Genomic DNA, 21729 nt, shown 5'->3' with positions numbered 1-21729 from the left:
TCCTTGTAACCATCGGCGATCAGGCTAGCCGCTCAGCCACCGACGCCAACCGGCGACCACCTCGTCGAGATCGGCGCCCAGGGTGTCGCGCACCGCGGTCGCCACATCCGGGTGGCCGATCCCGCACGCGCGCACATACAGCGCGCGCAGCGTCGGTACCCCGTAGGTCTCGGCGACATAGCGGCTGAACCACCAGGCGCGGTCGTAGGCCAGCGACCGCGCGGCGCCTGGCGAATCGAGGTCGGCATCGGTGGGCAGCTGCCCGAGGGCGCCGGCATCCTGCGGGCGGCGGTCGGTCGCCGGGCGGCCGACGTAGTCGGCGACGCCCTCGGTGAGCCAGCGGGGCGCGTCGGCGGCGGTCTGCGACCGCGCGGCGTAATGAAACAGCTCATGGCGCAGCACGATTCGCAACGCCCCTTGACTCATGGCGGCCGCCCCTGGCGCGAACATGATGCGCTCGGCCGTCGTGGTCGCCGCGATGTCGCCGACGCCCCCGGCCAAGACCCGGAACTGCTCATCCGACGCCGCGACCGCGATGACGATGTCCCTGCGCCAGTCCGGGCCCCAGAACGCCGTCACGGCCTCGACGGCACCGGGCAACTCGGCACGGATGCGGTCCAGTACGGCACCGGCGTGCCTGCCCCCCAGCGCCAGAAGCGCGGCGGTGCGACCGTCGGGCAGCCGCATCCCGGGAGCGGCGGTAGGGGTTGTCGAAACTGCCGGTACGCCGGGCGGTGTGGGCACCTGCGCGGGCTCAGGCGACGCGAGCGACACCAGGAGCGCTGCGGCAAGGCCGGTTTCGGCCAGCAGCACTACCGCGAGAGCCGGGCGCCGAGACCTGACGTCAGTACCGGCGGACGTTGTAGATCGGCGCATTGTTGACCGGGGCGACCCGTACCGGGGTGCCGTAGGTCGACGCGTGCACCATCATTCCGTCGCCGATGTAGATGCCGACGTGCGAGGCGTCCGAGTAATAGGTCACGAGATCGCCGGGCTGCATCTGGTCCTGGGAGACCGGCTGACCGCCGCGGGCCAGCGCCTGGCTGGAGTGCGGCAGCGAGATGCCGGCCTGCTGGAACGACCACATCACCAGACCGGAGCAGTCGAACGCGCTCGGGCCCGAGCCGCCCCACGAGTACGGTGAACCGATCCGGCTCAACGCGGCCTGGATGACAGTGGAGGAATGGCCGCTGGGCGCACCGCCGGGAATCGCGGCCTCGGGCGGCGCGACGTCGCCGGGCGGAATTCCGTTCGGCGGGGCGGCGAGCACGCCGGGATCGTTGGCCGGTGGCAACGCACCGGGAGCCGGTGCCGGTGGGGCGGCCGGGGCCGGTGGGACAGCCGCGAGCGCCTCGCGCTGAACCGGCGTGAGGGCCTGGTACTGCGACTTGACGACCGCGATCTGGACCTGCAGCTGACTTTGCTTGGATTGCAGATCGGCGCGCACTGCGGCGGCTTGCTCGGCCGCGGTCTTGGCGTCCGCGGCCGATTTCGCCGAGGCCTGCTCGGCCGCGGCGGCCTTCTCGCCGATCGAACGGAAGTTCTGCATCTGCGCCGACATCTGGGTCGCCATCACGCGCTGCACGGCGAGCTGCTCGATCAGCTGTTGCGGCGAGTCGGCGGTCAGGATCGCGTCGACGCCGGAGGTGCGGCCACCCATGTACTGCGCGGCAGCAACTTTGTTCACCGACGCCTGGAATGTTGCCAGCTGCGCCTTCGCCTGATCGGCGGCGGCCAGGTCATCGGCATGCTTCTTCTCCGCCGCCTGCTGAGCTGCCAGCTTCTCGTTGAGATCCAGCTGCGCCGAGTGCATTGCCTCGGTGGTCTGCTCGGCCTGTCGCGAGAGCTCGTTGAGCTTTGCCAAAGCGTCCTCGGCAGGATCGGCCTGCACACTGCCGGCGAGAAATCCCGACAGTAAAGTCAAGACCGCTATCGCACCTGCTAGGGGTCGCTTGACACGACTTGTGGGCCGGTGCGCGCGGTCGTGCCTCAAGTTTTCGTCCTCACAACTGACGTTAGCGAGCCGCCTCGAACTGCTCTTAGGTCTCAGATAGGTTACGAAACGGCATCGGGGTTGTCCAACAGGAGATGCAAATTTAACAGCCCCACGGGCATATTTTCCTGTGCGACAACGGATGCGTGTCGTCAGGCGACCCCGGACGCACCGTTCCGGTGAATCGGAACGAGCCGCAGCCGCGGCGCCAACCCCACGTCAGCGAGCACTTCTAGCGCCTTGCGTTCGTCGTCCAGCAACGTTTCGGGCACGCCGAGCAACACACTCACGACACAGTCCTGACACCCCGGCCCGCGCACCGCGCAGTCGTCGCAGTCGATGATCACGCTGCCGGAGTCGCCGTGACCGCCGCCGGGCTTGCCGCCCTGCCGCATTCCGCTCATCTTGACCGTCCTCTCGATCGGTGTTGCGCGCACGGTATCGCCGGCTACCGACAAGCGTGTCGCCCGAGCGCTGTCGGTGGCTGTCCCTACCGTCATCGGCATGGGCGACGGCGGGCAACTGGCTTTCGAGCTCGATGCCGTATCCCTCGCCGACACCACGTTCGTCGTCGTCGACCTCGAGACCACGGGCGGGCGGGCGACCCCGGCACAGCCCGGCGGCCCGTACGACGCGATCACCGAGATCGGCGCCGTCAAGGTCCGCGGCGGCGAGGTGCTGGGTGAGCTGGGCACGCTCGTCGACCCCGGCCGGGCCATCCCGCCGCAGATCGTCGAACTCACCGGCATCACGTCGGCGATGGTGCGCGATGCGCCGAAGATCGAATCCGTGCTGCCTGCGTTCCTCGAATTCTCGCGGGGCGCGGTCCTCGTCGCCCACAACGCCGGGTTCGACATCGGGTTCCTGCGGGCGGCAGCCGAACGCGCACAACTCAACTGGCCGCGTCCCCCGGTGCTGTGCACGGTGCGCCTGGCACGGCGGGTCCTCACGCGCGACGAGGCGCCCAGTGTCCGGCTCTCCGCCCTGGCGCAGTTGTTCCGCGCCACCACGACCCCGACCCACCGGGCGCTCGACGACGCCCGCGCCACCGTCGACGTCCTGCACGGGCTGATCGAGCGGGTCGGCAATCAGGGCGTGCACACCTATGCCGACCTGAAGTCGTATCTGCCCGACACCACACCGGCCCAGCGGCGCAACAAGGCCTTGGCCGACCGATTGCCGAACCGCCCGGGCGTCTACCTGTTCCGCGGGCCGTCGCGCGAGGTGCTCTACGTCGGCACCGCGGTCGATCTGCGGCGCCGGGTGCGGCAGTACTTCACCGGCGCCGACCCCCGGGCCCGGATGAAGGAGATGGCCTCGCTGGCATGCGCGGTCGATCACGTCGAGTGCGCCCACGATCTGGAGGCAGGCGTGCGGGAACTGCGGTTGCTGGCCGCCCACGCACCGCCGTACAACCGCCGGTCGAAATCGCCGCAGCGATGGTGGTGGGTGGCGCTGACCGACGAAGCCTTCCCGCGCCTGTCGACGGTGCGAAACCCGAAGCACCGCACGGCGCTCGGACCGTTCTCGGCACGGTCCGACGCGATCGACACCGCCGCGCTGCTGGCCCGCTTCACCGGGATGCGGACCTGCACGGCCAGGTTCGGCGCGGCGGCGGCCCACCACTGCCCCGAACGCGAGCTCTCACCGTGCCCGGCGCCGCAGGGCGCCCGCGCCGCCGACTACGCGGCCGCCTGCCTGCGGGCCGCGGCTCTCATCGACGGCAGTGACGACGCCGTGCTGGTCGCCGTGCTGGCCCACGTCGAGGATCTGGCTGCGACAGGCCGGTACGAGACGGCGGCGCGGGTACGCGACCACGCCGCGGTGGCCATCGAGGCGCTGTGGCGCGGGCAGCGGCTCGCCGCGCTGGCCGCATTGCCCGAGTTCGTCGCGGCGCGGGCAGACGGCAACGGCGGCTGGCATTTCGCGGTGATCCGCCACGGGCAGCTGGCCGGCGCGGGCACCGCACCGCGCGGCGTGCCGCCCATGCCGGTCGTCGACGCGATCTGTGCGGGCGCCCAAGTCGTTCTGCCGACGACCGGACCGCTCGGCGGCGCACTGGTGGAGGAAACCGCGCTCATCGCCCGCTGGCTGGCGTCGCCCGGGGTGCGGATCGTGCGCACCGAGGTCGGCTACGCGTGTCCTATCGGCGCGGCAGGCCGCCACGCGCAGTGGGCCGCGACGGCTCGCTCGGCCCGGATGGCCGCCCGGCAGCTGGAGCGCTCAGAGCTGCTGGCCGAACCGCACCCAGCGCGAGAGCAGTTGTTCGGCCGCACCGGAGTCGATGGCCTCGGTGGCGCGCGCCAGGCCGGATTCCCACGCCGGGACCCACTTGGCGTCGCTGGCTAGGCCCGCGTGGGCCACCATGGCACCGGCGGCGTTGAGCACCACGGCATCACGCACCGGGCCCTTGGCCCCGCCCAGCACCGCACGCGCCTCCGCGGCGTTGGCGGCCGCGTCACCGCCGACCAGCTCGCTGATCTCGGCCCGCGCGAACCCGAACGCGGCGGGATCGAACGTCAGCCGCTCCATCGTGCCCGCCTGAACGCGCCAGATCGTGCTCGTCGTCGTGGTGGTCAGCTCGTCGAGGCCGTCGTCGCCGTGCACCACGAGCGCACTCGACCCCCGGGTGGCGAACACACCCGCCATCACCTCGGCGAGGTCGGCCCACGCGCAGCCGATCAGCCCGGCCCGCGGGGTCGCCGGATTGGTCAGCGGCCCAAGCAGATTGAACACCGTCGGGACCCCGATCTCGCGGCGCACGACCGAGGCGTGCCGGTAGGACGGGTGGAACTGCGGCGCGAACGCGAACCCGATACCGACCTCGGCGACGCTGCGGGCGACCTCGTCGGGCCCCAGATCGATCCGGACGCCGAGCGCTTCGAGGGTGTCGGCACCGCCCGACAGCGACGACGCCGCCCGGTTGCCGTGCTTGACCACCGGGACACCACACGCGGCGACGACGATCGAAGCCATCGTGGACAGGTTGACGGTGTTGGCACCGTCGCCGCCCGTGCCGACGATGTCGACCGTCGAGGTGCCGATCTCATCGGTCGGCACCCGGCGCGCGTGCGACAGCATGATGTCGGCGAGTTCGCGAACCTCGGCCGAGGTCGGGCGCTTCATCTTCATCGCCACCGCGAAGCCGGCGATCTGGGCCGGGGTCGCGACGCCGGTCATCATCTGGTCCATCGCCCACGCCGCGTGACCGTTGGGCAGGCTCTGCCTCGTGGTGAGCCGGCCGAGGATACGCGGCCACGACGGCGCCGAGTCTGGGCCGGACTGGGACGGGGACAGCTGCGATGATCCGGATGTCACCGCCGAATGCTATCGCTCGCCGCCCATACCACCCGGACGCATCCCGACACGAATCCGACCAATTGCTCGACCCGGGTGGAGTTCGACAACTACAAAGCGTCATACTTGCGGATGTGACGAGCGCTGTAGGTACCTCGGGAACCGCCATCACGTCGCGCGTTCATTCGCTGAACCGACCCAACATGGTCAGTGTCGGCACCATCGTGTGGCTTTCCAGTGAGTTGATGTTCTTTGCTGGACTGTTCGCGATGTATTTCACCGCGCGCGCCCAGGCTGCTGGTGATTGGCCGCCCGAGCCAACCGAACTCAATTTGGCCCTTGCCGTACCGGTGACGCTGGTCCTCATCGCGTCATCGTTCACCTGCCAGATGGGCGTCTTCGCCGCCGAGCGCGGCGACGTCTTCGGCCTGCGCAGGTGGTACGTGATCACGTTCCTGATGGGCCTGTTCTTCGTACTCGGCCAGGGATACGAGTACATCCACCTGGTCGACCACGGCACCACGATTCCGGGCAGCGCCTACGGGTCGGTCTTCTACCTGGCCACCGGATTCCACGGCCTGCACGTGATCGGCGGCCTGGTTGCCTTCATCTTCCTGCTGGCCCGCACGAAGATGAGTAAGTTCACGCCTGCGCAGGCCACCGCCGCGATTGTCGTCTCGTATTACTGGCACTTCGTCGACATCGTCTGGATTGCGCTGTTCGCCACCATCTACTTCGTTCGATGATCGGCTCGCCGATGCGTTCCATGATCGGCTCGCCGATTCCTCCGATGAGAAGGAGTTCGATGACCAGCAAGTCGCGCCGTCGGCTACGTCGGCGATTGTCAGCAGGCCTACTGCTGTTGATCGGCCTGGCAGTCGCGGGTGGTGTTGCGGCCACGCTGACGCCGACACCGCAGGTCGCGGTGGCCGACGAATCACAGTCGGCGCTGCTGCGCACCGGCAAGCAGCTGTTCGAGACGTCGTGCGTGTCGTGCCACGGCGCGAACCTGCAGGGTGTTCCCGACCGTGGCCCCAGCCTCATCGGAACCGGCGAGGCGGCGGTGTACTTCCAGGTGTCGACCGGCCGTATGCCCGCGATGCGCGGTGAGGCCCAGGCGCCCTCGAAGCCCGAACACTTCGACGAGTCGCAGATCGACGCGCTCGGCGCCTACGTCCAGGCCAACGGCGGGGGCCCGACGGTCCTCCGCGACGAGCACGGCGGCGTCGCCCAGGAGTCGCTCATCGGCTCCGACGTCGCGCGCGGCGGCGACCTGTTCCGCCTCAACTGCGCGTCGTGCCACAACTTCACCGGCAAGGGCGGCGCACTGTCCTCCGGCAAGTACGCACCCGATCTCGGCGACGCCAATCCGGCGCAGATCTACACCGCGATGCTGACCGGGCCGCAGAACATGCCGAAGTTCTCCGATCGGCAGCTCTCGCCCGAGGAGAAGAAGGACATCGTCGCCTACGTCCGCGAATCGGCCGAGACTCCCAGCTACGGCGGCTACGGCCTCGGCGGCTTCGGGCCCGCGCCCGAAGGTATGGCGATGTGGATTATCGGAATGGTTGCCGCGATCGGCGTGGCGATGTGGATCGGATCACGAGCATGAGCCAGGACATCCCGGACAACAACGGCGACGTCAAGGGAACCGACACCCCGGGTCAGATGGGTGCCCCGGGCCAGCCCACCGACGAGCAGCTCGCGACGATGTCGCGTGAGGAGCTGGTCGACCTCGGCGGCAAGATGGACGGCGTCGAGACCATCTTCAAGGAGCCGCGCTGGCCGGTACCCGGCACCAAAGCCGAGAAGCGCGCGGAGCGCACGGTCGCGTACTGGCTTGTGCTCGGCGGTCTTTCGGGCCTGGCGCTGCTCCTGGTCTTCATCTTCTGGCCGTGGGAGTACCAGCCCTTCGGCTCAGAGGGTGAGTTCCTCTACTCGCTGGCGACCCCGCTGTACGGCCTGACGTTCGGGCTCTCGATCCTGGCCATCGGCATCGGCGCGGTGCTGTTCCAGAAGAAGTTCATCCCCGAGGAGATCTCGGTCCAGGAGCGCCACGACGGCGCCTCCCCCGAGCTGCACCGCAAGACGGTCGCGGCGAACCTCACCGATGCGCTGGAAGGCTCGACGATCAAGCGCCGCAAGCTCGTCGGCCTGTCGCTGGGCATCGGGCTCGGCGCGTTCGGCGCGGGCACGCTGGTGGCGTTCATCGGCGGCTTGATCAAGAACCCGTGGAAGCCCGTGGTTCCGACAGCCGAGGGCAAGAAGGCCGTGCTGTGGACGTCGGGCTGGACCCCGCGGTTCCACGGCGAGACGATCTACCTCGCCCGCGCGACCGGACGTCCCGGCTCGTCGCCGTTCGTCAAGATGCGGCCCGAGGACATCGACGCCGGCGGCATGGAGACCGTGTTCCCGTGGCGCGAGTCCGACGGCGACGGCACCACCGTCGAGTCCGAGCATCACCTGACCGAAATCGCCATGGGCGTGCGCAACCCGGTCATGCTGATCCGCATCAAGCCGGCTGACATGCACAAAGTGGTCAAGCGCAAGGGCCAGGAGAGCTTCAACTTCGGTGAGCTGTTCGCGTTCACCAAGGTGTGCTCGCACCTGGGCTGCCCCTCGTCGCTGTACGAGCAGCAGACCTACCGCATCCTGTGCCCGTGCCACCAGTCTCAGTTCGACGCCTTGCATTTCGCAAAGCCCATATTCGGTCCGGCTGCGCGCGCGTTGGCGCAGCTGCCCATCACCATCGATAAAGACGGGTATCTCGTCGCCAACGGTGACTTCATCGAGCCCGTCGGACCGGCATTCTGGGAGCGCAGATCATGAGCCCTGACCTCGCCAAGATGGCAGCCGCACAAGGTGATGCGATCGATTCGCGTTACCACCCGTCCGCGGCGGTACGTCGGCAGCTGAACAAGGTCTTCCCCACCCACTGGTCGTTCCTGTTGGGTGAGATCGCCCTGTACAGCTTCATCGTGCTGCTCATCACGGGTGTCTGGCTGACGCTGTTCTTCGACCCGTCGATGGCGCACGTCACCTACGACGGTGTGTACCAACCACTTCGGGGTGTTCAGATGTCGCGGGCGTACGAGTCCGCACTCGACATCAGCTTCGAGGTGCGCGGCGGTCTGTTCGTCCGCCAGATTCACCACTGGGCCGCGCTGATGTTCGCCGCCTCGATCATGGTGCACCTGGCGCGCATCTTCTTCACCGGCGCGTTCCGGCGCCCGCGTGAGGCCAACTGGGTGATCGGCTCACTGCTGCTGATCCTGGCGATGTTCGAGGGTTACTTCGGCTACTCGCTGCCCGACGACCTGCTGTCCGGCATCGGCCTGCGCGCCGCGCTGTCGTCCATCACGCTGGGCATGCCGATCATCGGAACCTGGTTGCACTGGGCGCTGTTCGGCGGTGACTTCCCCGGCGAGATCCTCATCCCGCGCCTGTACGCCCTGCACATCCTGTTGATCCCGGGCATCATCCTGGCGCTCATCGGTGCGCACCTCGCGCTGGTGTGGTTCCAGAAGCACACCCAGTTCCCCGGCCCCGGCCGCACCGAGACCAACGTCGTCGGCGTGCGCGTCATGCCGGTGTTCGCGGTCAAGTCGGGCGCGTTCTTCGCGATGGTCACCGGCGTGCTCGGCCTCATGGGTGGCCTGCTGACCATCAACCCGATCTGGAACCTGGGTCCGTACAAGCCTTCTCAGGTGTCGGCGGGTAGCCAGCCGGACTTCTACATGATGTGGACCGAAGGCCTGGCGCGTATCTGGCCGGCCTGGGAGTTCTACCCCTTCGGCCGCTACACGATCCCCGCGGTCGTCTGGGTCGCGGTGATCATGGGCCTGGTGTTCGCATTACTGATCGCCTACCCCTTCATCGAGAAGAAGGTCACCGGCGACAACGCACACCACAACCTGTTGCAGCGCCCGCGTGACGCACCGGTCCGCACCGCGATCGGCGCGATGGCGATCGCGTTCTACATGGTGCTGACCCTGGCGGCCATGAACGACATCATCGCGCTGAAGTTCCACATCTCGCTGAACGCGACAACGTGGATCGGCCGCATCGGCATGGTGGTGCTGCCCGCGATCGTCTACTACATCGCCTACCGCTGGGCCATCTCGCTGCAGCGCAGCGACCGTGCGGTGCTCGAACACGGCATCGAGACCGGCATCATCAAGCGACTGCCGCACGGCGCCTACGTCGAACTGCACCAGCCGCTCGGCCCGGTCGACGATCACGGTCACCCGATCCCGCTCGAATACCAGGGCGCCGCACTGCCGAAGCGGATGAACAAGCTCGGCTCCGGCGGCGCACCCGGCACCGGCAGCTTCCTGTTCGCCGATCCCGAGGTCGAGCACGAGGCGATCACCGAGGCGGCGCACGCGTCCGAACGCAAGGCGCTCACCGCACTCAAGGAGCACCAGGACCGTATCCACGAGAACGGGGAGCCCAACGGTCACCACTGACCGTCCCCGGTAGATTCACCCGATCGCCGCAACCTCTTCCCGAAGAGGTTGCGGCGATTGTCGTATCTGGCGTCGGCGTGAACGTGCGCTGCCGATCGCACAGATCGCGGCTCACGTATGTTGCGCCAGGGCGATTTTCGACGGTCGACAACGCCGTGGCGCTATGCGCCCCTCCCCTACCCTGCCATCTCCAGGCGATAGCGACGGGACTGCCGGCTGCAGCCCCACCTGAGGGCTAGGCCGACAGTTGATCGAGCTGACGTACCGCCAGGATCGGCAGGGCCACCATACCGACGGTGATGAGGCCGGCAAGCCCGTACAGGCACCACGCGGCCACGTCGTTGTCGGTGGCCATGAGATACGTGGCCAATCCGACTGCGGCCGTGGCGACACCGATGGCGCATGCGGCTGACAGCGCGAAACGCAGCCACACCTGCTCGACCGCAGCGGCGGCGCGGTCGAAGCCGTAGCGGCTCGGCGGCTGAGGGCGTCGCACCGGCGCGCGCACCGGCTGACGGTTGTCGGCCTGGGCACGCGCCCGCAGCAGCAACGGCACCGCGGCGACGATCACGACGACCGATATCCCGATGACGGTGTAGAGCAACCACGGTGTGTCCGCGGACTCCTCACCCTGCGGATGGCCGCGGCCGAGGTCGACCAGGGCGACGACGGCGGCGACGGCAGCCCCCAATGCGGCCAGCCAAGCGACCGCACACGCGCCGAGCAGGATCCGGTCGGTGTTGTTCAGTTCGGTGTTGGGGCCGGTCATCAGCAGGCGGTCTGCGCAGAGTTGTTGGCGTTGGACGACAGCACCGTTCCGTCACTCGCGGTGATCGAGCAGTTCAGTCTGCTCACCAGGAACAGGCTGGATGCCTCGACCGAACCGACGTCGGAGTTGGAGATCGGCGTCATCGTGAACGTCCACGGGATGTAGACGTTGCGCAACGTGCGCCGGTTACCGTTCCCGTCGACGTAGGTGATGGTGATGATGTCGCCAGGGGCTTTCGTGCCGGTCACCGAATAGGTGACCTGGCGCGGCCCCGCCGGGGCGGTCGTGGTGGTCGGCGGCGGCGTTGTCGTCGTCGCCGGCGGTGGCGGTGGCGCCTCGCTGCTCGGCGGCGGAGGCGGTGGTGGCGGAGGCTCGGTCACCGTCACGGTCTCCGGGGGCGGTGGTGGCGGCTCCTCCGAGGTCGGTGGCGGAGGTGGCGGCGGCGGAGGCGGTGTCGTCGTGGTGATCTCGTCCTGGAACGGCGGTGCCGACGTCGTCGTACTCGGCTGCGGCGTGGCCAGATTGGTGGTGTCGTCGTCGCGCGTCACCAGCACGGCGACCGACGCCACGAGCGCGATCGCGGCGATGATGGCGGTGACACCGACGACCCACGGCCAGCGCGGCGGCGGTGGCTGGTCGACGAGCTCGGTGACCGGGTCGTAGCTGTCGTAGTCGTACAGCCCGGGCTCGGCCGGCACGTATGGCCCGCTCGTGAACTGTTCGGACTCGGGCGCGGAGTACGCCTGCGAGTAGAACTCAGTCTCGCCGGTGTTCGGGTCGGTCCCGGCCACCTGCGTGGGTTCCTCGGGTGCAGAATGCTTCCCCGGTTGCTGATCCGGCAAATCCGAACCGGAGCCATCCGGTCCTGGGGGATTCGGCCCGCTCATCTACGCCTATCCTTCTCGACTGCTTCACTGTCACACGGGGACGGTCAGTACCGTTCACGGATGACAGTGCCCCGGCAACATTACCCAACCGGCAGGCGTCAGTGACTCCGGCAGTCCCGGTGTCGAGTGAACTGGTGCCTCGATTGTGACCTTGACCAGGCGGCGGGCGAGCATCGGCCCAGCGGGTCAGTGCTTCTCGGGGCCCCAGTAGTACTCGAAGACCAGGCCGCCGGCCGAGAAGAGCACGAAGCAGATGCCTGCCACGAGCAGCCACGGGAGCCACAGTGCGGCACCGACGGCCGCGGTCGAGAAGGACAGCGCGATCAGGATCGGCCACCAGCTGTGCGGCGCGTAGAAGCCCAGTTCGCCGGCGCCGTCGCTGATCTCGGCGTCCTCGTAGTCCTCGGGACGGGTGTCGAGCCGGCGGGCCACGAAGCGGAAGAACGTACCGGTGATCAGCGTGAGGCCGGTGGTGAGCACCAGCGCGGTGGTGCCCGCCCACTCCACGCCGCCGTTGGCGAACATCGCGGTCAGCACGCCGTACACGACGGCCGACAGCGCGAAGAAGCCGGTGAGGATCTCGAACAGCCGAGCTTCAATATGCATGAGGTGTCCCTACTTGCTCGCCTGCGGTGCCATTTCACCGCGTCGGGTATCGAACGGCTTGGTGGTCGTCGCCAGCGGCGGCTGGTTGATCGCCGCCAGCGCTTCGGCATTCGTCTTGCCCGCGCTGCGCTGGTCGATGTAGGCCTCGAAGTCGTTGGGCTCCACCACGCGAACCTCGAAGTTCATCATCGAGTGGTAGGTGCCGCACATCTCGGTGCAGCGCCCGACGAACGCGCCGGTCTCCTCGATCTTGCTGACCTGGAAGACGTTGTCGGAGTTGTTGGCCTTCGGATCGGGCATCACGTCGCGCTTGAACAGGAACTCCGGGACCCAGAAGCCGTGGATCACGTCTGCGGAGTTGAGCACGAACTCGATGCGCTTGCCCGCGGGCAGCACCAGCACCGGGATCTCGGTCGAGCTGCCCAGCGTCTCGATCTTGTCGAAGTTCAGATACGTCCGGTCTTCGGGGTTGAGCCCGCGGACCGCGCCGACGCGCTCGTGTCCGTGCGCGTCCTCACCCTCGGGACGCGACTCCATCGCGGCCTTGCGCTCGGGATCGGCGCCGTCGTAGTTGAAGGTGCCGTCGGCGTAGGCGATCTTCTGGTAACCGAACTTCCAGTTCCACTGGAAGGCGGTCACGTCGATGACGACCTCGGGGTTGGGGTCCTTGTGCAGCATGCGCTCCTGCACCACGACGGTGAAGTAGAACAGCACCGAGATGATGAGGAACGGGATGACCGTCAGCACCAGCTCGAGCGGCATGTTGTAGCCGAACTGGCGCGGCAGCTCGGTGTCGGTCTTCTTCTTCCGGTGGAAGGCGCTGGACCAGAAGATCAGCCCCCACACGATGGCGCCCACGACGAACGAGGCGATCACCGAGCCGATCCAGAGCTCGCGGTTGAGTTTGCCCTCAGGGGTGATGCCGGTCGGCCAGCCGAGCGCAAGCGCGTCCGACCAGCTGCAGCCGCTCAGCAGTAGTGCTGAGCCACCGAGGACAATTGACAACAACGCCGCCCTGGCCACCGCCTTAAGCCCGCGAGGTGTCACGCTTGCGCCTCCTAGATCGGTATTTCACGACCGCGAGCGGTCAGTCATTTCAGCGAATACTACGCAGCGTAGACCACGCCTGCCGACGGGAGCGAAGCGACTCGGGAATGGGGCCAGGACGGGGGCGAAGCAACCGGCAGACTCGCCCGGGTGTGGGCCTGCACACCCGCCGCGATTAGGCATACTGGCGCGGTGTGCGGACTGCTGGCCCTGGTAACTGACCCGTCGCGAGCCACCCAGGTCGAGGCGGTGACCGGCGAGGTCGCCAGGGCGTCGCACCTGATGCGGCACCGCGGCCCCGACGAACCCGGCACCTGGTCCGACACCGCTTCGGACAGCACCGTGGTCCTCGGCTTCAACCGGCTGTCGATCATCGACATCGCCCACAGCCATCAGCCGCTGCGCTGGGGTCCGGCCGAATCGCCGGATCGCTATCTTCTGGTGTTCAACGGCGAGATCTACAACTACGTCGAATTACGCGCAGAATTGCGGTCCGAATACGGTGCCGAATTTCACACCGACGGGGACGGCGAGGCCATCGTCGCCGCCTACCACCACTGGGGCGCCGACGCGCTGCGGCGGCTGCGCGGCATGTTCGCGTTCGCATTGTGGGACACGCAGGAACGCGAGTTGTTCTGTGCGCGTGACCCGTTCGGCATCAAGCCGCTGTACATGGCGACCGGGCCCGGCGGCACCGCCGTCGGCAGCGAGAAGAAATGCCTGCTGGACCTGGCCGATGCGCTCGATCTCGACCTCGGCATCGACGAACGCGCCGTACAGCACTACACCGTGCTGCAGTACGTGCCCGAGCCCGAGACGCTGCACCGCGGCATCCGCAGGCTGGAATCGGGTAGCTATGCCCGGCTCAAGCCGGGCGGCACCCCCGAGGTGACGCGGTATTTCGTTCCGAAGTTCACCGCGGTTCCCTTCGTGGCGGGGGCCGAGCAGTCCCGCTACGACGAGATCACGGCCGCGCTGGAGGATTCGGTCGCCAAACACATGCGGGCCGACGTCACCGTCGGCGCGTTCTTGTCCGGCGGCATCGACTCGACCGCAATCGCGGCGCTCGCGATGCGCCACAACCCGCGGCTCATCACGTTCACCACCGGCTTCGAGCGCGAGGGGTTCTCGGAGGTCGATGTGGCCGTCGCGTCGGCGGAGGCGATCGGCGCGCGCCACGTCACCAAGGTGGTCAGCCAGGCCGAGTTCGTCGAGGCGTTGCCCGAAATCGTCTGGTACCTCGACGAGCCCGTCGCCGACCCGGCGCTCGTCCCGCTGTTCTTCATCGCCCGCGAGGCCCGCAAGCACGTCAAGGTCGTCCTGTCCGGCGAAGGTGCCGACGAGTTGTTCGGCGGCTACACGATCTACCGCGAACCGCTGTCGCTGCGGCCGTTCGACTATCTCCCGCGCCCGGTGCGCAAGTCGCTGGGCAAGGCATCCCGGCCGCTGCCGGAGGGCATGCGCGGCAAGAGCCTGTTGCACCGCGGTTCGCTGACCCTCGAAGAGCGCTACTACGGCAACGCGCGCAGCTTCTCCGACGACCAGTTGCGGGCGGTGTTGCCGAACTTCCGCCAGGAGTGGACGCATACCGACGTCACCGCACCGGTGTACGCGCAATCGCAGGGCGCCGATCCCGTCGCACGCATGCAGCACATCGATCTGTTCACCTGGCTGCGCGGCGACATCCTGGTCAAGGCCGACAAGATGACCATGGCCAACTCACTGGAGCTGCGGGTGCCGTTCCTGGACCCCGAGGTGTTCGCGGTGGCGTCGCGGCTACCCGCCGATCAGAAGATCACGCGCTCGACCACCAAGTTCGCCCTGCGCCGGGCGCTCGAGCCGATCGTGCCCGCGCACGTGCTCAACCGGCCCAAGCTCGGATTCCCGGTGCCGATCCGGCACTGGCTGCGGGCAGGCGAATTGATGGACTGGGCTTATGCGATGGTCGGCTCGTCACAGGCCGGCGCCCACGTCGACCTCGCCGCGGTCCGCACGATGCTCGACGAGCACCGCGCGGGCGTGAGCGATCACAGCCGGCGGCTGTGGACCGTGCTGATCTTCATGCTGTGGCACGCGATCTTCGTCGAACACAGCGTGACCCCGCAGATCAAAGAGCCGCACTACCCGGTGCAGCTCTAGTCGGCCCGCCGACGTGCAGCTCTAGGCGGGCTCAGCCCAGCGCCTGCGCGATCTCCGCACCCGCCTCGGCGCCGTAGGCGTCGGACAGCCGCCGCACGGCCTCGTCGCGGTCCCAGCTCCATTCCTGCGGCCCTGGCGCTTCGAGCACCAGGACGGCCACGAGCGATGCCAGCTGGGCCGAGCGCTCCAGGTTCAGACCCGCGCTGCGCCCGGTCAGGAAGCCGGCCCGGAATGCGTCGCCGATGCCGGTCGGGTCGTCCTTGTGGGTCTCGGGCACGACGTCGACGTGCACGAACGTGCCGTCCCGCCCGACCAGATCGACGCCCTTCTCCCCCAGCGTGGTGACCCGTAGCTCGATCTGGCTCATCACCTCGGCCTCCGACCACCCGGATTTCTGCAGCAGCAGATCCCATTCGTAGTCGTTGGTGAACAGGTAGGTGGCACCGTCGATGAGCTTGCGGATCTCGTCACCGGTCAGCCGCGCGAGCTGCTGCGACGGGTCGGCGGCGAACGCGAGCCCGAGCTTGCGGCACTCCTCGGTGTGCAAGAACATCGCCTCGGGGTCGTTCGCCCCGACGATCACGAGTTCGGGTTTGCCGGCCTGGGCCACGAGATCGGCGAGCGATATGGTGCGCGCCTCTGACATCGCGCCCGGGTAGAACGACGCGATCTGCGCCATGTCCTCGTCGGTGGTGCACACGAAGCGCGCGGTGTAGGCCGACGGCGAGATCAGCACGTGGTCGCAGTCCACACCGTGCGAGGTCAGCCAGTTGCGGTAGTCGTCGAAGTCCTTGCCCACCGCGCCGACGAGGGTGACATCGCCGCCGAGCACACCGATCGCGTAGGCCATGTTGCCCGCGACGCCGCCCCGGTGGATGACCAGGTCGTCGACCAGAAAGCTCAGCGACACCTTCTGCAGATGGTCGGCCAGCAGCTGCTCGGAGAACTTGCCGGGGAACTTCATCAGGTGGTCAGTGGCGATGGATCCGGTCACTGCGATGGTCACGAAGTGTCACCCTTCATTTCGTTAACACGTCTACGCAAGACTACGCGCGCCGCCCGGGTGCTACAGCGCTCACGGCGCCCCCGTCGCGGCTTGCGCTAACCTGCGTAATAACCGTATGCCCGGTCACCGTAGACGGGTGACCCACCTCCAGATCACCCGGGGAGCGCCATTTAATGACTGGTACCTACCAGTACCCCGAATCCGTTCCGCCCCAGCAGTATCCGGAGCAGGTACCGTCCGCTTATCCCGGCATGTTGCCGCCGCCGGTGCAGTATCCGAAGCGTCGCCGGTGGCCGCGGATCCTCGCGGTGGTGCTCGCCGTTGCCGTGGTGGGTGCGGTGTTGACGGTGGTGATCGTGTTCGGCCGCGGCGGCAGCACCCAGCCCGGGGTGGTGTCGGATGAGCAGGCTCAGGCCGCGGTTCAGGAGTATCTGACCGCGTTGATCGACGGTGACGACGAAACCGTCGCGCGCCACACGCTGTGCGGGCTGTTCGACGCGGTCAAGGAGCGCAAGACCGATCTCGCGGTGGCCGGCCTGGCCAGCGACGCGTTCCGCAAGCAGTTCAGCAAGGCCGAGGTGGTCCGGATCGATAAGATCGTCCCGTGGTCGACGACGCAGGCGCAGGTGCTGTTCACGATGCGCGTGGCGCCGGCGAGCGGCTCGGCGCGGGGGCAGCGGGCACCCGACCAAGAGCAGCAGGGCGTCGCGCAGGTGCTGGTCGAGAAGGACGGACAGAACGAGAACGTGCTCGTCTGCTCGTATGTGCTACGAACCGGCGGTCAGTACTGACACGCAGCACTGACCGCCCGCACGTCAGTTGAAGGAATCGCCGCAGGCGCAGGACCCGGTGGCGTTCGGGTTGTCGATCGTGAAGCCCTGCTTCTCGATGGTGTCGACGAAGTCGATCGTCGCGCCCTGCACGTACGGCGCGCTCATGCGGTCAACCGTCAGCGTGACGCCGCCGAACTCGGCGGTCAGGTCACCGTCGAGGGTCCGGTCGTCGAAGAACAGGTTGTAGCGCAGGCCTGCGCAACCACCCGGCTGCACGGCGATGCGCAGCGCCAGATCGTCGCGGCCTTCCTGGTCCAGCAGCGCCTTCGCCTTGGCCGCGGCAGCGTCCGACAGGGTCACCCCGTGGGTTTCGGTGGAGGTCGCGTCCTGAACAGTCATTGCTCTCCCTAAGCATCCCGGGCATCGCTGATGCCGAAGTTCATTGGGAACGACGTGGGCTTACCTGGTGGGCGTCACCCGCGTGTCCACTACCTCAACGGTACCTCCTTCTGCCGCTATTCCCGACTTATCCCCAGGCCGGGGCATGTGACCGGCATGGTCGCGATGGCAGTAACCTGGCTGGCGTGAAGCTGCTGGGCCGCAATATCGGGCGTGACAAGGACGACAACGGTGCCGACAAGGGCACCGAGGGCAACGCTGAGCGCACGAGCGTGGCCGAACAAGCCGGCCCGGCGACCAACGGCTCCACCACGACGACCGCCCCGAAGGGCAGGCCGACGCCCAAGCGCAGCGAGGCGGCCAAGCGACGCGGACCCGTCGCACCGGCACCGCTGACCGCCGCGGAGGCCCGCAAGCGGCGCAAGGAACTGCGCGGCCCCAAGCTGTCCAAGGAAGAGCGCAAGGCCGAACGGCTCACGCGCCGCGCCGACATGGCCGACCGCCGCGAGAAGATGATGGCGGGCGAGGAGGCCTATCTCCTGCCCCGCGACAAGGGACCGGTGCGCCGCTACGTCCGCGACATCGTCGATTCTCGCCGCAACGTGCTGGGCCTGTTCATGCCCGCCGCGCTCACGATGATCTTCTTCATGCTGGCGCTGCCCGCGGTGCAGTTCCAGCAGATCCTGTCCTACGCGATGCTCGGGCTCGTGCTGGTCATGGTGATCGACGGCTTCGTCCTGGGCCGCAAGGTGAACCGCATGGTCGACGCGAAGTTCCCCGACAACGTCGAAAGCGGTTGGAAACTCGGCTTTTACGCGTCCAGCCGGGCATCGCAGCTGCGCCGGATGCGCGCGCCGCGCCCGATGGTCAACCGCGGCGACAAGGTTTCTTGATGCCGGCGCGGCCCGCCTGATGTCAGTGCGAACACTCGTGCTCGGCGGTATCCGATCGGGCAAATCACAGTGGGCGGAGTCGGCGGTGCTCCACGCCGCCGGTGAGCAGTCGCCCGTGCGCTACCTGGCCACCGGCCCGGCCGCCGACAGCGACCCGGCCTGGGCCGGGCGGGTGAGCACACACCGAGCGCGGCGTCCCACGCACTGGTACACCGTCGAATCGGCCGATGTGGCGGCTGCTCTCGCCCGCGACGCCACCGCCACCCTGGTAGACGACGTCGGCGGCTGGCTCACCGCGGCCATGGACCGCCGCGGCGCATGGACGGGTGGTTCGGTGGACGACGATGTCGCCGCGCTGGTGCACGCGGTCAGCGCGTTCACCGCTCCCCTGGTCCTGGTCAGCCCCGAGGTCGGGCTGACCGTGGTACCCGCCACCGAGGCCGGCCGCCGGTTCGCCGACGAGCTCGGCACGGTCAACCAGAAACTGGCCGCAGTGTGCGACCGGGTGGTGCTGGTGGTGGCCGGCCAACCGGTAACCGTGAAGGAGCCGTCGTGACGGAACCCGCTTTCGACCCGGTCACCCCGCCGGACGCCGACGCCGCCGCGGCCGCGGCCGATCGCCAGGTCCGGTTGACCAAGCCGGCGGGTTCACTCGGCCGGCTCGAGGAGCTGTCGATCTGGGCTGCGGCCTGCCAGGGTGTGTGCCCGCCGCGGCAGCTGACCCGCCCGCGGGTCGTGGTGTTCGCCGGCGACCACGGCGTGACCGCGTCGGGCGTTTCGGCGTATCCGGCCGAAGTCACGAACCAGATGGTGGCCAACTTCGACGCCGGTGGGGCGGCGATCAACGTGCTGGCCGATATCGCGGGTGCGACGGTGCGGGTGGCCGACATATCCGTCGACTGTGCCGAACCGCTGTCCCCCGCTATCGGCGCGCACAAGATCCGGCGCAGCGCGGGCAACATCGCGGTCGAGGATGCACTCAGCCCGGCGGACGCGATCGCTGCGGTCGCCGCGGGCCGCCAGATCGCCGACGAGGAGGTCGACGCGGGCGCCGACCTGCTGATCGCGGGTGACATGGGAATCGGAAACACAACGGCGGCAACAACTCTGGTCGCCGCGTTGACCGGCGCGGAGCCCGTCGCGGTCGTGGGACGCGGCACGGGCATCGACGATTACGGGTGGATGCGCAAGACCAGCGCGGTGCGCGACGCGCTGTACCGGGCCCGCGGTGTGGTCGGCGATCCCCTCGGCTTGCTGCGCGTGTGTGGCGGCGCCGACCTGGCGGCGATGGCGGGGTTCTGCGCGCAGGCCGCGGTGCGGCGCACCCCGGTGCTGCTCGACGGCCTGGTGGTGACGGCCGCTGCGCTCGTGGCCGATCGCCTCGCGCCGGGTGCGCGGGCGTGGTGGCAGGCGGGCCACCGCTCGACCGAACCCGCGCACACGCTCGCGCTCACGCACCTGGAGCTCGATCCGATCGTCGACCTGCGCATGCGGCTCGGCGAGGGCACCGGAGCGGCCGTGGCGCTGCCCATCGTGCGCGCCGCGATCGCCACGCTGGCCTCGATGGCGACGTTCGACTCTGCCGGCATCCTCGACAAGACACCGTGATCCGTTCGCTCGCAGGGTCTTTCGCGTTCGGCACGGTTCTGCCGGTGCGGAGCCCGGCGGGCCTGGGCCGCGGCGCGATGACCGCGTTGCCGATCGTCGGGCTCGCGCTCGGAGCCCTGGCCGCCGTCGTGGTGTGGGCGGGCCACTGGGCGTTCGACCCGGCCAACCCGCTGCCCGGGGTGCTGGCCGTCGCGGCCCTCTTGCTGGCCACCCGCGGGCTGCACATCGACGGGTTCTGCGACACGGTGGACGGCCTCGGCTGCTACGGACCGCCGGAACGGGCGCTTGCCGTCATGCGCGACGGATCGGCGGGCCCGTTCGGCGTCGCGGCTGTCGTCGTGACGATCGCCGCACAGGCACTGGCCTTCACTGAGCTCAGCGCCGTCGCGGTCATCACCGCGGTCGCCGCGGGCCGGGTCGCGGCCGTCGCGGCATGCCGCCGAGCCGTACCCGCCGCGGCGGGGAGCTCGCTCGGCGCCGCCGTCGCGGGCAGCCAACCGGTCGCGGTCGTGCTGGGTTGGGCGGCGGCGCTGGCCGCGTTGGCGGTGTTCGCCGGGCCACGGCCATGGCAGGGCCCGCTCGTGGTGGTCGTCGCGGTGCTGTGTTCGATCGGGCTGGTCGCCCACTGCGTGCGCCGCTTCGGCGGCATCACCGGTGACGTGCTGGGCGCGGCGGTCGAGGTGACGACGACCGTCACCGCACTCGGCCTCGCGATCGGCTAGTTCAGCCGCGCCATCCAGCCGTGGGTGTCGGCGAAGGTGCCCCGCTGGATCCCGGTGAGGGTGTCGCGCAACGCCATGGTGATCTCACCCGGTTGCCCGTCGGCGATGGTGAACTCCCCGTCGTTGTGCTTGACGTGCGACACCGGGGTGATGACCGCGGCCGTGCCACACGCGAACACCTCGGTGATCTCGCCTGCCGCGGCCTTCTTCTGCCACTCGTCGACGTCGATCTTGCGTTCCTCGACGGCGAAACCGGCGTCAGTTGCCAACTGCAGCAAGGAATCTCGCGTGATACCCGGCAGCAGTGAGCCGGACAGTTCCGGGGTGACCAAGCGTGCCGAACCACCGCTGCCGAACACGAAGAACAGGTTCATGCCACCCATCTCTTCGACGTAGCGGCGCTCGATGGCGTCGAGCCACACCACCTGGTCGCAGCCGTTGTCGGCCGCCTGCGCCTGCGCGAGCAGCGACGCCGCGTAGTTGCCGCCGAACTTGGCCGCACCCGTGCCACCGGGTGAGGCACGCACGTATTCGTGTGACAGCCACACGCTCACGGGCTTGATGCCGCCCTTGAAGTAGGCACCGGCCGGCGATCCGATGGCGAGGTAGCGGTATTCGCTGGCCGGCCGCACCCCGAGCCCGGGCTCGGTCGCGATGATGAACGGCCGCAGGTACAGCGACTCCTCACCGCCCGCCGCGGGCACCCACTGCCCGTCGATCGCGATGAGCCGGCGCAGCGACTCGATGAACAGGTCTTCTGGCAGTTCGGGGATGGCCAGCCGGCGGGCCGAGGTCCGCAGCCGCGCCGCGTTGGCCTCGGGCCGGAACGACACGATCGAGCCGTCGGCCCAGCGGTAGGCCTTCAGCCCCTCGAAGACCTCCTGCGCGTAGTGCAGCACGATGGCCGACGGATCGAGTTCGATGGGGCCGTACGGGATCACCCGGGCGTCGTGCCAGCCCTGGCCCTCGGTGTAGTCGATCGACACCATGTGGTCGGTGTGGTACTTGCCGAAGCCGGGGTTGGCCAGAATCGATTCGCGTACCGCATCGGTCGCCGGATTCGCGTTGGCTGAAACCGTGAACTCGAGAAGGCCGCTAGTCATGCAGCGATTGTATCGCCA

General features: G+C 68.6%; 21 protein-coding genes and 1 pseudogene. 11 read left to right on the top strand and 11 right to left on the bottom strand.

The window, feature by feature from the left end; all coding sequences use genetic code 11:
* Positions 1-24: 24 nt before the first annotated feature.
* From ACOI2T_RS13960 to ACOI2T_RS13950, 3 genes are all read right to left on the bottom strand, one after another.
* Positions 25-876 (bottom strand): peptidase, encoded by an 852-nt coding sequence (locus ACOI2T_RS13960; RefSeq protein WP_409501640.1) that lies wholly within the window; start codon positions 874-876, stop codon positions 25-27.
* Positions 845-1993 carry a peptidoglycan hydrolase RipC gene (gene ripC / locus ACOI2T_RS13955; RefSeq protein WP_409501639.1) on the bottom strand — a complete coding sequence of 383 codons (1149 nt, stop codon included), beginning with the start codon at positions 1991-1993 and terminating at the stop codon, positions 845-847. The genes ACOI2T_RS13960 and ripC overlap by 32 nt, the downstream gene beginning before the upstream one ends.
* 152 nt (positions 1994-2145) lie before the next feature.
* Positions 2146-2388 (bottom strand): hypothetical protein, encoded by a 243-nt coding sequence (locus ACOI2T_RS13950; RefSeq protein WP_067855416.1) that lies wholly within the window; start codon positions 2386-2388, stop codon positions 2146-2148.
* 109 nt (positions 2389-2497) lie between these two features.
* On the opposite strand from ACOI2T_RS13950, the pseudogene ACOI2T_RS13945 reads away from it, so the two are divergent.
* A pseudogene (locus ACOI2T_RS13945) lies at positions 2498-4279 on the top strand (DEDD exonuclease domain-containing protein); the annotation flags it as partial.
* On the opposite strand, the gene trpD reads toward ACOI2T_RS13945, so the two are convergent.
* Entirely contained in the window at positions 4217-5311 is a 1095-nt protein-coding gene (gene trpD, locus ACOI2T_RS13940) for an anthranilate phosphoribosyltransferase (RefSeq protein WP_409501638.1), read from the bottom strand. The pseudogene ACOI2T_RS13945 and the gene trpD sit on opposite strands and share 63 nt — an antisense overlap.
* A gap of 113 nt (positions 5312-5424) precedes the next feature.
* Here trpD and ctaE point away from each other — a divergent pair, with 113 nt between their 5' ends.
* Genes ctaE through qcrB form a run of 4 tightly spaced genes read left to right on the top strand, consistent with a single transcriptional unit; the run spans position 5425 to position 9759 of the window.
* Positions 5425-6036: an aa3-type cytochrome oxidase subunit III gene (gene ctaE, locus ACOI2T_RS13935; RefSeq protein WP_085149234.1), complete on the top strand. Its 612-nt coding sequence runs from the start codon at positions 5425-5427 to the stop codon at positions 6034-6036.
* Between the two features lie 59 nt (positions 6037-6095).
* The gene (gene qcrC, locus ACOI2T_RS13930; protein WP_067855577.1) at positions 6096-6902 is read left to right on the top strand and encodes a cytochrome bc1 complex diheme cytochrome c subunit; all 807 of its coding nucleotides are present in this window, start codon (positions 6096-6098) and stop codon (positions 6900-6902) included.
* A 56-nt stretch (positions 6903-6958) separates the two neighbouring features.
* Entirely contained in the window at positions 6959-8119 is a 1161-nt protein-coding gene (gene qcrA / locus ACOI2T_RS13925; RefSeq protein WP_409501909.1) for a cytochrome bc1 complex Rieske iron-sulfur subunit, read from the top strand.
* Positions 8116-9759, top strand: a complete 1644-nt coding sequence (gene qcrB / locus ACOI2T_RS13920; RefSeq protein WP_409501637.1) for a cytochrome bc1 complex cytochrome b subunit — start codon at positions 8116-8118, stop codon at positions 9757-9759. Before qcrA ends, qcrB begins: the two co-directional genes overlap by 4 nt.
* Positions 9760-9994: 235 nt before the next feature.
* On the opposite strand, the gene ACOI2T_RS13915 is transcribed toward qcrB, so the two are convergent.
* From ACOI2T_RS13915 to ctaC, 4 genes are all read right to left on the bottom strand, one after another.
* A complete protein-coding gene (locus ACOI2T_RS13915) occupies positions 9995-10528 on the bottom strand; it encodes a DUF2561 family protein (protein WP_409501636.1) in 534 nt (177 codons plus the stop codon).
* Entirely contained in the window at positions 10528-11415 is an 888-nt protein-coding gene (locus ACOI2T_RS13910; RefSeq protein WP_067855395.1) for an MmpS family transport accessory protein, read from the bottom strand. Before ACOI2T_RS13910 ends, ACOI2T_RS13915 begins: the two co-directional genes overlap by 1 nt.
* 186 nt (positions 11416-11601) lie before the next feature.
* Positions 11602-12021 (bottom strand): cytochrome c oxidase subunit 4, encoded by a 420-nt coding sequence (locus ACOI2T_RS13905; RefSeq protein WP_085149224.1) that lies wholly within the window; start codon positions 12019-12021, stop codon positions 11602-11604.
* Positions 12022-12030: 9 nt separating this feature from the next.
* Complete coding sequence (ctaC, locus tag ACOI2T_RS13900) at positions 12031-13068, bottom strand: aa3-type cytochrome oxidase subunit II (protein WP_409501635.1); 1038 nt, start codon at positions 13066-13068, stop codon at positions 12031-12033.
* 192 nt (positions 13069-13260) lie between these two features.
* Here ctaC and asnB point away from each other — a divergent pair, with 192 nt between their 5' ends.
* Positions 13261-15207, top strand: coding sequence for an asparagine synthase (glutamine-hydrolyzing) (asnB, locus tag ACOI2T_RS13895; protein ID WP_409501634.1), 1947 nt, complete (start codon positions 13261-13263; stop codon positions 15205-15207).
* 31 nt (positions 15208-15238) lie between these two features.
* On the opposite strand, the gene ACOI2T_RS13890 is transcribed toward asnB, so the two are convergent.
* Positions 15239-16213 (bottom strand): carbohydrate kinase family protein, encoded by a 975-nt coding sequence (locus tag ACOI2T_RS13890; protein WP_085149215.1) that lies wholly within the window; start codon positions 16211-16213, stop codon positions 15239-15241.
* A 173-nt stretch (positions 16214-16386) separates the two neighbouring features.
* Between ACOI2T_RS13890 and ACOI2T_RS13885 the strand changes: the two genes are divergently transcribed.
* Positions 16387-17004 (top strand): Rv0361 family membrane protein, encoded by a 618-nt coding sequence (locus ACOI2T_RS13885; RefSeq protein WP_409501633.1) that lies wholly within the window; start codon positions 16387-16389, stop codon positions 17002-17004.
* Positions 17005-17028: 24 nt separating this feature from the next.
* Here ACOI2T_RS13885 and ACOI2T_RS13880 read toward each other — a convergent pair whose 3' ends face one another.
* A complete protein-coding gene (locus ACOI2T_RS13880; RefSeq protein ID WP_067855376.1) occupies positions 17029-17385 on the bottom strand; it encodes a HesB/IscA family protein in 357 nt (118 codons plus the stop codon).
* Between the two features lie 272 nt (positions 17386-17657).
* Here ACOI2T_RS13880 and ACOI2T_RS13875 point away from each other — a divergent pair, with 272 nt between their 5' ends.
* The 4 genes from ACOI2T_RS13875 to ACOI2T_RS13860 are packed head-to-tail and all read left to right on the top strand — an operon-like array spanning position 17658 to position 20608.
* On the top strand, positions 17658-18278 hold the full coding sequence (locus ACOI2T_RS13875; protein WP_374213973.1) for a DUF3043 domain-containing protein: 621 nt from the start codon (positions 17658-17660) through the stop codon (positions 18276-18278).
* Positions 18279-18303: 25 nt separating this feature from the next.
* Positions 18304-18834: a bifunctional adenosylcobinamide kinase/adenosylcobinamide-phosphate guanylyltransferase gene (locus ACOI2T_RS13870; protein WP_409501908.1), complete on the top strand. Its 531-nt coding sequence runs from the start codon at positions 18304-18306 to the stop codon at positions 18832-18834.
* Positions 18831-19886, top strand: coding sequence for a nicotinate-nucleotide--dimethylbenzimidazole phosphoribosyltransferase (gene cobT, locus ACOI2T_RS13865; RefSeq protein ID WP_409501632.1), 1056 nt, complete (start codon positions 18831-18833; stop codon positions 19884-19886). Before ACOI2T_RS13870 ends, cobT begins: the two co-directional genes overlap by 4 nt.
* Positions 19883-20608, top strand: a complete 726-nt coding sequence (locus ACOI2T_RS13860) for an adenosylcobinamide-GDP ribazoletransferase (protein WP_409501631.1) — start codon at positions 19883-19885, stop codon at positions 20606-20608. Before cobT ends, ACOI2T_RS13860 begins: the two co-directional genes overlap by 4 nt.
* On the opposite strand, the gene ACOI2T_RS13855 is transcribed toward ACOI2T_RS13860, so the two are convergent.
* Positions 20605-21711, bottom strand: a complete 1107-nt coding sequence (locus tag ACOI2T_RS13855; RefSeq protein WP_409501630.1) for a branched-chain amino acid aminotransferase — start codon at positions 21709-21711, stop codon at positions 20605-20607. The genes ACOI2T_RS13860 and ACOI2T_RS13855 overlap by 4 nt on opposite strands.
* Between the last annotated feature and the right edge of the window lie 18 nt (positions 21712-21729).

The organism is Mycolicibacterium wolinskyi str. Jessa 2025 (genome assembly GCF_049241375.1).
GTDB classification, from domain to species: domain Bacteria; phylum Actinomycetota; class Actinomycetes; order Mycobacteriales; family Mycobacteriaceae; genus Mycobacterium; species Mycobacterium wolinskyi.
The sequence above is the reverse complement of the archived record's forward strand: the minus strand, read 5'-3'. Positions and strand labels throughout refer to the sequence as shown.

What these genes read in the sequence shown, in the direction of transcription:
- ACOI2T_RS13960 (WP_409501640.1), bottom strand. Translation starts at nt 876, where the DNA reads ATGCGCCGATCTACAACGTCCGCCGGTACTGACGTCAGGTCTCGGCGC.
- ACOI2T_RS13950 (WP_067855416.1), bottom strand. Translation starts at nt 2,388, where the DNA reads ATGCGGCAGGGCGGCAAGCCCGGCGGCGGTCACGGCGACTCCGGCAGC.
- qcrC (WP_067855577.1), top strand. Translation starts at nt 6,096, where the DNA reads ATGACCAGCAAGTCGCGCCGTCGGCTACGTCGGCGATTGTCAGCAGGC.
- qcrA (WP_409501909.1), top strand. Translation starts at nt 6,959, where the DNA reads ATGGGTGCCCCGGGCCAGCCCACCGACGAGCAGCTCGCGACGATGTCG.
- qcrB (WP_409501637.1), top strand. Translation starts at nt 8,116, where the DNA reads ATGAGCCCTGACCTCGCCAAGATGGCAGCCGCACAAGGTGATGCGATC.
- ACOI2T_RS13915 (WP_409501636.1), bottom strand. Translation starts at nt 10,528, where the DNA reads ATGACCGGCCCCAACACCGAACTGAACAACACCGACCGGATCCTGCTC.
- ACOI2T_RS13910 (WP_067855395.1), bottom strand. Translation starts at nt 11,415, where the DNA reads ATGAGCGGGCCGAATCCCCCAGGACCGGATGGCTCCGGTTCGGATTTG.
- ACOI2T_RS13905 (WP_085149224.1), bottom strand. Translation starts at nt 12,021, where the DNA reads ATGCATATTGAAGCTCGGCTGTTCGAGATCCTCACCGGCTTCTTCGCG.
- ACOI2T_RS13885 (WP_409501633.1), top strand. Translation starts at nt 16,387, where the DNA reads ATGACTGGTACCTACCAGTACCCCGAATCCGTTCCGCCCCAGCAGTAT.
- ACOI2T_RS13880 (WP_067855376.1), bottom strand. Translation starts at nt 17,385, where the DNA reads ATGACTGTTCAGGACGCGACCTCCACCGAAACCCACGGGGTGACCCTG.
- ACOI2T_RS13855 (WP_409501630.1), bottom strand. Translation starts at nt 21,711, where the DNA reads ATGACTAGCGGCCTTCTCGAGTTCACGGTTTCAGCCAACGCGAATCCG.